Source organism: Stenotrophomonas sp. PS02289, from assembly GCF_029960115.1.
In the GTDB taxonomy this organism is placed as follows: Bacteria; Pseudomonadota; Gammaproteobacteria; order Xanthomonadales; family Xanthomonadaceae; genus Stenotrophomonas.
Genome location: NZ_JASCOZ010000195.1, coordinates 1 through 7,472 on the forward strand (window position 1 = coordinate 1; position 7,472 = coordinate 7,472).

Sequence of the window (7,472 nt, forward strand, 5' to 3'; positions counted from 1 at the left end):
GGCCGGCCCACGGACTCCTTGGGCCGGCCAACGGCCGGCGCTACCGACCTGACGACGCCCTATCGGGCCTCGCCAGGTTTCACCCGGAACCACGCCGCGTACAGCGCTGGCAGGAACACCAGGGTCAGCACGGTACCGACGATCAAGCCACCCATGATCGAGATCGCCATCGAGCCGTAGAACGCACTGCGTGACAGCGGGATCATCGCCAACACCGCCGCCAGCGCGGTCAGCACAATGGGGCGGAAACGTCGCACCGTCGCATCGATGATCGCGTGCCAGCGGTCATGCCCGGCATCGATGTCCTGTTGGATCTGGTCGATCAGGATCACCGAGTTGCGCATGATCATGCCCGCCAGCGCGATCGTGCCCAGCAAGGCCACGAAGCCGAACGGTGCACGGAACAGCAGCAGGAACAGCGTCGCGCCGATGATGCCCAGCGGTGCGGTCACCAGCACCATTGCGGCACGCGAGAAGCTGCGCAACTGCAGCATCAGCAGCGTCGCCACCACGATCAGGAACAGCGGCATGCCGGCCTTGATCGAGTCCTGGCCACGCGCCGAATCTTCCACCGTACCGCCGGTCTCCAGCAGATAGCCGTGCGGCAGCTCGGCGCGGATGCCATCCAGCGTCGGCACGATCTGCTGCACCACGTCCAGTGCCTGGCTGCCATCTCCGATGTCCGCACGCACGGTCACCGTCGGCAGACGGTTGCGGTGCCAGATGATGCCGTCTTCGAACACGTACTCCAGGCGTGCCACCTGCGAGAGCGTGACCGAGGTGCCGCTCGCCGTGGGAATCGCCAGACTGCCCAGCATGTCCAGCCGGATCCGCTCGTTCTCCGGCCCGCGCAGCAGCATTTCGATCAGCCGATTGCCCTCGCGGTAGGTGCTCACGCTGGTGCCCGACAATGACGTGCCCAGCAGCTGACTCACCTGTGCACTGGTGATCCCCAGCGCGCGTGCACGGTCCTGGTCGATCACCAGCCGCACCACCTTGCTCGGCTCGCTCCAGTCCAGGTTGACGTTGATGACGTGCGGGTTCTCGCGCACCTTGGCTTCCACCTGGCGCGCGATCGCCTGCACCTGCGCGATGTGCTCGCCGGAAACGCGCAACTGCACCGGGTAGCCCACCGGCGGACCGTTCTCCAACCGGGTCACGCGCATCTGCACGTCCGGGAACTGCGGGATGACGTCCTTCAGCAACCAGTCGCGGGTCGCTTCACGTGCTTCCGCATTTTCCGTCAGCACCACGAACTGGGAGAAGTTGGTCGCCGGCAGCTGCTGGTCCAGCGGCAGATAGAAACGCGGCGAACCGGTGCCCACGTAGGCCACGTAGTTCTGGATGCCCTCGCGTCCCTTCAGCAGCTTTTCCAGCTTGGTCGCCTGCGCCTGGGTCGCCTGCAGCGACGCACCTTCGGCCAGTTCGATGTCCACCATCAGCTCCGGCCGGGTCGAGTCCGGGAAGAACTGCTGCGGCACGAAGCGGAACATCAGCAGCGAGAACACGAACAGCGCGATGGTGGCGGCAATCACCCACCAGCGGTGGCGCAGGCACATGTCGAGGAAGCGGCGGAAGCGGGTGTAGAACGGCCGCTGGTACGGATCATGGTCGTGGCCGTGCTGCTTGGGCACGATAAAACGGCCCAGCGCCGGATGACGGTCCGCCCATGCTTGCCGGCGCGCCAGCCAGCGCCCGGCCAGGCTATCCGGCTTGGGCGGCTGCGGATTGAACAGGTCCGGCAACATCTTGTCGCCCAGGTAGGGAATGAACAGCACCGCGGCGATCCACGACACCACCAGCGCAATGGTCACCACCTGGAACAGCGAGCGCGTGTACTCACCGGTGCTCGAGGCCGCGGTGGCGATCGGCAGGAAGCCCGCTGCGGTGATCAGCGTGCCGGTCAGCATCGGGAACGCGGTGGACTCCCAGGCGAAGCTGGCCGCACGCAGGCGGTCGTAGCCCTGCTCCATCTTGGTGGCCATCATTTCCACCGCGATGATCGCGTCGTCCACGAGCAGGCCCAGCGCCAGTACCAGCGCGCCGAGTGAGATCTTGTGCAGGCCGATGCCGAAGTAGTGCATGACGAAGAAGGTCATCGCCAGCACCAGCGGAATGGTCACGCCGACCACCAGGCCGGTACGCAGGCCCAGCGAGAAGAAGCTGACCAGCAGCACGATCACCACCGCCTCGGTCAGCACCTGCACGAACTCGCCGACAGACTCCTTCACCGCATGCGGCTGGTCGGAAACCTTGCGCAGCTGCATGCCCGCCGGCAGCGTCTTCTGCAGGCGCTTGAACTCGGCGTCCAGGGTGGAACCCAGCTTGAGGATGTCACCGCCGTCCTTCATCGCCACCGCGATGCCGATCGCGTCCTCGCCCATGAAACGCATCTTCGGCGACGCGGGATCGGCGAAGCCGCGCTTCACCTCGGCGATATCGCCCAGGTGCACTGTGCGTTCACCGGCCTGGATCGGGAAGCGACGGATGTCGTCCACGCTCTGGAACTGCCCGGTCACGCGCAGCTGCACGCGGTCGGTGGGGGTCTCGAAGAAGCTGGTCGCGGCCATCACGTTCTGGTCGGCCAGCGCCTGCTGCACCTGCTGCAGCGAAACGCCCAGCGTGGCCAGCTTGGTGTTGGACAGCTCGATCCAGACCTTCTCGTCCTGCAGTCCTTCCAGCTCGATCTTGCCCACGTCCGGCACCCGCTGCAGTTCCAGCTGGAGGCGGTCGGCGTAGTCGCGCATCACTGCGTAGTCGAAGCCCTGCCCGGTGAGTGCGTAGATGTTGCCGAAGGTGTCGCCGAACTCATCGTTGAAGAACGGCCCGACGATCTCGCGCGGCAGCGTCGGCTTGATGTCGCCCACGCGCTTGCGGACCTGGTACCACAGGTCCGGAATGGCCTTGGAGCGCAGGCTGTCCTTGGCCGCGAAGATCACCTGCGACTCGCCCGGACGCGAGTACGAGCGGATGAACTCGTACTGCCCGGTGTTGAGCAGGGCCTTCTCGATCGGCTCGGTGACCTGGCGCGAGACCTGTTCCGCGGTGGCTCCCGGCCACTGCGTGCGTACCACCATCACCTTGAAGGTGAACGGCGGATCTTCGGACTGCCCCAGGTGCTTGTACGACCACGCGCCAATGATGGCGAAGGCCAGCATCGCAAACAGCACCAGGGGCCGGTTGCCCAGCGCCCATTCGGAAAGATTGAAGCGGCGCACGGGCTCAGTTCCCCTTGGCCGCGGCAGGTGCCGGCTTCGCGGCCGGCTTCAGCAGCGGACGGTTCTGGCGGTCCACCGGTGCAACCACCTGGCCGTCGCGCAGCAGATGCCCGCCCGCGGCCACCACCCAGTCCTGCGCGGCCACGCCGCTCAGCACCGGCACCGATTCGGGGCCATACGCCCCCACGGTCACCGGGGTCGCCTTCAGCGCGCCGTTGCCCGGATTGACCACCCACACGCTGGCCTTGCCGTCAGCCCCGCGCTGCACCGCGCCCAGCGGCAACTGCAGGGTGCCACTACGGCCGGCACCGGCGAACACCCGTGCGCTCTGGCCCAGTTCAACGTCCTTCAGCGCTTCCTCGGCCAGGCTGACCCGCGCCGCATAGGTGCGGGTCTGCGCATCAGCGGCCGGCGCGATTTCGCGGATCGAACCCGGCAGCAGCTGGCCCGGCGTATTCCAAAGTTCCACCTGCACGTCCTGGCCGACTTTGTAGTCGCGGATGTGGCTTTCCGGCAGCGCGATCAACACTTCGCGGCCGCCGTCAGCGGCGAGAGTGAAGATGGTCTGCCCGGCGCTGACCACCTGGCCGGCTTCGGCCTGGCGGCTGGCAATCACACCGTCGACCGGCGCGCGCAGCTGCGCGTAGGCGGCCTGGTTGCGGGCGACCGCGAGGTTGGCGCGGGCGGCATTGGCCTGGCCCTGCGCGGCCTTGAAGGCGGCGGTCTGCGCGTCCAGCGTGGACTGGCTGACCAGTTGCTGCTCGGCCAGCTTGGCGTAGCGCTTCTGGTCATCGCGGGCGCGCACCAGGTCGGCTTCGGCAGCGGCGAGCTGGGCCTGGCTGGCGCTGGCTTGCGCGGCATAGTCGGAGACATCCAGCTCCGCCAGCACATCGCCCTTGCGCACACGTTGGCCGGCGTCGACATGGCGGCGGATCAGGTGCCCACCGACCTGGAACGACAGCGGGCTTTCCTCACGGGCATGCACCTCGCCCGGGTAGGCCGCCAGTTCCTGGCCGGCCACCGTGCCCGGCTGCACCACCAGCACCGGCAGGGGCGCTGCCGGTTCCGCGTCCTGCTTGCCACATGCCGCCAGCATCAACGCCAGCAGACTACCGCCCATCCATCGCAAGTTGTTCATGAGGTCCTGGACCTTGAAGAAACCGGGGGAAGCGACACCGACGAGACACTCTATATCGGCATCGAAATTATTGAACCGACCGGTATAATATAAATATCGAACCGATTGGTCTAGTATTCAATCAATGACCGATCCGACCTCTTCCTCTGCGCCGCCCAAGCCCTCTGCCAAGGCCGCCGGACCCGGACGTCCGAAGGACCTGGGCAAGCGGGCCGCGATCCTCGACGCCGCCAAGGCGCTGTTTGTCGAGCAGGGCTACACCGGCGTCAGCATGGACAGCATCGCCGCCCAGGCGGGCGTGTCCAAGCTGACCGTTTACAGCCATTTCGGCGACAAAGAGACCCTGTTCACCGAAGCTGTTCAGTCCACCTGCATGGAAATGCTGCCCGACGCCCTGTTTGTAACGGATGCCGAAGGGCCGCTGCGTGAACAACTGCTCGGGATCGGCCGGGCGTTCTTCGCGATGATCACCTCGCCGGCGGCGGTCGCCGTGCAGCGGGTGATGATGGCCCCGGACACCGACGACCGGATCCGCGAGATGTTCTGGGTGGCCGGCCCGCAGCGCACCAGCGCGGCCCTGGCCGAGTTCCTGCGGGGCCGCACCGCCCGCGGCGAACTGGAGATTTCCGACTTCCAGACCGCGGCCCTGCAGTTCTTCACCCTGATCAAGGGCGAGCTGCATACGCATATGATGTGCGGCATGCGCCCGGCCCCGGCCGAGTGCGATGCCGATGCCCATCTGCACGCCAGCGTCGACTTCTTCCTGAGGGCGTACGCTACCCGCCGCTAGCCCTGCTTTCACAACCTGAATGGACCGGAGGTCGCGGTGACTTCCGGCACTGCGTCTCCCACATGTCGGCAGCGATGCTTTGATCGCGCCGCCGGCTCCCGGCACCGGTAAAATGGCCGGCCCACTGCGCTGGATTAGAACCTCATGACGATCGATTACGCCCACGCCCGCGAACTGATGGTTGAACAGCAGATCCGTCCCTGGGACGTGCTGGACATCCGTGTGCTCGATGTTCTGGCACGCCTGCCGCGGGAGGCGTTCGTCGCTGAAACGCACCAGAAGCTGGCCTACACCGACGTGGAACTGCCGCTCGGTTTCGGCCACAAGATGATGAAGCCGGTGATTGAAGGCCGCACCCTGCAGGCGCTGGATCTGCAGCCGGGTGACGAAGTGCTGGAAATCGGCACCGGCAGCGGCTACCTCAGCGCCTGCATCGGCGCCCTGGCCCGCGAAGTGCTCAGCCTGGAGATCCAGCCGGAGCTGGCCAGCAGCGCGCGCGCCAACCTCGACCGCACCGGTCTGGGCACCAACGTGCGCATTGAAACCGCCGACGCCCTGAACTGGACCACCGAACGTCGTTTTGATGTCGTCGTGGTGACCGCGGCGGTCGATACCATTCCGTCACACTTCGTCTCGCTGCTGCGTCCGGGTGGTCGCCTGTTCGTGATCCGCGGTACCTCGCCGGTGATGGAAGCGGTGCTGGTGAAGGCCGACGGCAGCACCGAATCGCTGTTTGAAACCGATATTGAATACCTGCGCGGTGCCGCCCCGGCACCCCAGTTCCAACTCTGAGTCCAAGGAAGCCGCAATGATCCGCCGATCCCTCGCACTTGCGCTGGCCGCCGCACTGCTGCCGATGACCGCCTCTGCCGCCGACCTGCTGCAGGTCTACGAAATGGCGCGCAACGGCGATCCGCAGCTGGCCGCGGCAGAGTCCACCCGTCTGTTCGACAAGGAAGGTGCCGTCCAGGCCCGCGCCGCGCTGCTGCCGCAGATCAACGGCCAGGCCACGCTGGGTCGCAACCGCACCACGCCGAACCACGACGTGGACACCACCGCGTTCACCACCAAGAGCCGCAACTACACGCTTGAGGGGTCGCAGACGCTGTTCAACTGGACGCAGTTCGCCAACCTCAAATCGCAGCGCGAGTTGAGCAAGGCCGCTGACTTCACCCTGGATTCGGCCAACGACGATCTGATCGTGCGCACCTCGGCTGCGTACTTCAACGTGCTGGTGGGCATTGAATCGCTGTCCGCCGCGCAGACCAACGAAGCCGCTGCCAAGAAGCAGTTCGACTTCGCTGACAAGCGCCTGGAAGTGGGCCTGGCCCCGATCACCGACGTGCATGAAGCCCGCGCGCAGTACGACCAGGCCCGTGCCAACACGATCATCGCGCAGAACACCCTGGCCGACGCCTACCAGGCGCTGACCGAGCTGACCGGCCAGCCGGTCACCGACCTCAAGGCACTGCCAGAAGACTTCCGTCCGGAACTGCCGGCGCAGTACGCCACCGTCGATGCCCTGGTGACCAAGGCCGTCGAACAGAACCCGGCGCTGAAGGCGTCGGAACTGAAGGTCAGCGCCGCGGAATCCTCGGTGTCGGCCGCCCGTGGCGCGCACTACCCCACCCTCAATCTGGGTGCCAGCGCCGGTCGGTCGGCCAGCTGGGGTGACGTGGTCGGTTCGGGCAGCAACTTCAGCCCGGATCAGCGCACCAACAGCATCGGCCTGACCCTGAGCGTGCCGATCTTCTCCGGCGGTGCCACCCAGTCCGGCGTGCGCCAAGCCCTGGCCCAGCGCGACATCGCCCAGGACGGCTACGAGCAGCAGAAGCGCGCCCTCGACCGCAACACCCGCAACGCCTACCAGTCGCTGGTGGCCGGCATCAGCGAAGTGGAAGCACGTCGCCTGGCCGTGGTCTCCGCGCAGAGCGCGTACGACGCGTCGCAGGTCGGCCTGGAAGTGGGTACCCGCACCGTGCTGGACGTGATCCAGAACCAGCGCATCCTGTTCTCGGCGCAGCTCGAATACGCCAACGCCCGCTACACCTTCCTGCAGCGTCGCCTGCAGCTGGGTCAGGCGGTCGGCGTGCTCGACATCGCCGAACTGCAGGACATCAACCGCCTGCTGACCCAGCAGGCCGCCACGCCGAGCACCACGGCCAACAACTGATCGCGGTGTAACGCTGGAACGAAAAAGCCACCCGCAAGGGTGGCTTTTTTGTCTGTGGCGTTCGGCTACTGCGCAGCCACGCAGGGCGTGGCTCTACGTCGAATGAGCCGTAGAGCCACGCCCTGCGTGGCTGCGCGTCATTTGTAGAAGCTG

5 protein-coding genes are annotated in these 7,472 nt (G+C 66.4%); 3 read left to right on the top strand and 2 right to left on the bottom strand.

The window, feature by feature from the left end; translation table 11 throughout:
* Positions 1-59: 59 nt before the first annotated feature.
* Both QMX83_RS18800 and QMX83_RS18805 read right to left on the bottom strand, forming a co-directional pair.
* A complete protein-coding gene (locus QMX83_RS18800; protein WP_282298165.1) occupies positions 60-3,218 on the bottom strand; it encodes an efflux RND transporter permease subunit in 3,159 nt (1,052 codons plus the stop codon).
* Positions 3,219-3,222: 4 nt separating this feature from the next.
* Positions 3,223-4,356, bottom strand: coding sequence for an efflux RND transporter periplasmic adaptor subunit (locus QMX83_RS18805; protein WP_282298166.1), 1,134 nt, complete (start codon positions 4,354-4,356; stop codon positions 3,223-3,225).
* Between the two features lie 124 nt (positions 4,357-4,480).
* On the opposite strand from QMX83_RS18805, the gene QMX83_RS18810 reads away from it, so the two are divergent.
* From QMX83_RS18810 to QMX83_RS18820, 3 genes are all read left to right on the top strand, one after another.
* Complete coding sequence (locus tag QMX83_RS18810) at positions 4,481-5,146, top strand: TetR/AcrR family transcriptional regulator (protein ID WP_282298167.1); 666 nt, start codon at positions 4,481-4,483, stop codon at positions 5,144-5,146.
* A gap of 144 nt (positions 5,147-5,290) precedes the next feature.
* A complete protein-coding gene (locus QMX83_RS18815) occupies positions 5,291-5,938 on the top strand; it encodes a protein-L-isoaspartate O-methyltransferase (RefSeq protein WP_282298168.1) in 648 nt (215 codons plus the stop codon).
* 16 nt (positions 5,939-5,954) lie between these two features.
* Entirely contained in the window at positions 5,955-7,319 is a 1,365-nt protein-coding gene (locus QMX83_RS18820; protein ID WP_282298169.1) for a TolC family outer membrane protein, read from the top strand.
* Positions 7,320-7,472: the final 153 nt, after the last annotated feature.

Excerpts from the sequence above, each read along its gene's own strand:
- QMX83_RS18805 (WP_282298166.1), bottom strand. The coding sequence starts at position 4,356 with ATGAACAACTTGCGATGGATGGGCGGTAGTCTGCTGGCGTTGATGCTG.
- QMX83_RS18810 (WP_282298167.1), top strand. The coding sequence starts at position 4,481 with ATGACCGATCCGACCTCTTCCTCTGCGCCGCCCAAGCCCTCTGCCAAG.
- QMX83_RS18815 (WP_282298168.1), top strand. The coding sequence starts at position 5,291 with ATGACGATCGATTACGCCCACGCCCGCGAACTGATGGTTGAACAGCAG.
- QMX83_RS18820 (WP_282298169.1), top strand. The coding sequence starts at position 5,955 with ATGATCCGCCGATCCCTCGCACTTGCGCTGGCCGCCGCACTGCTGCCG.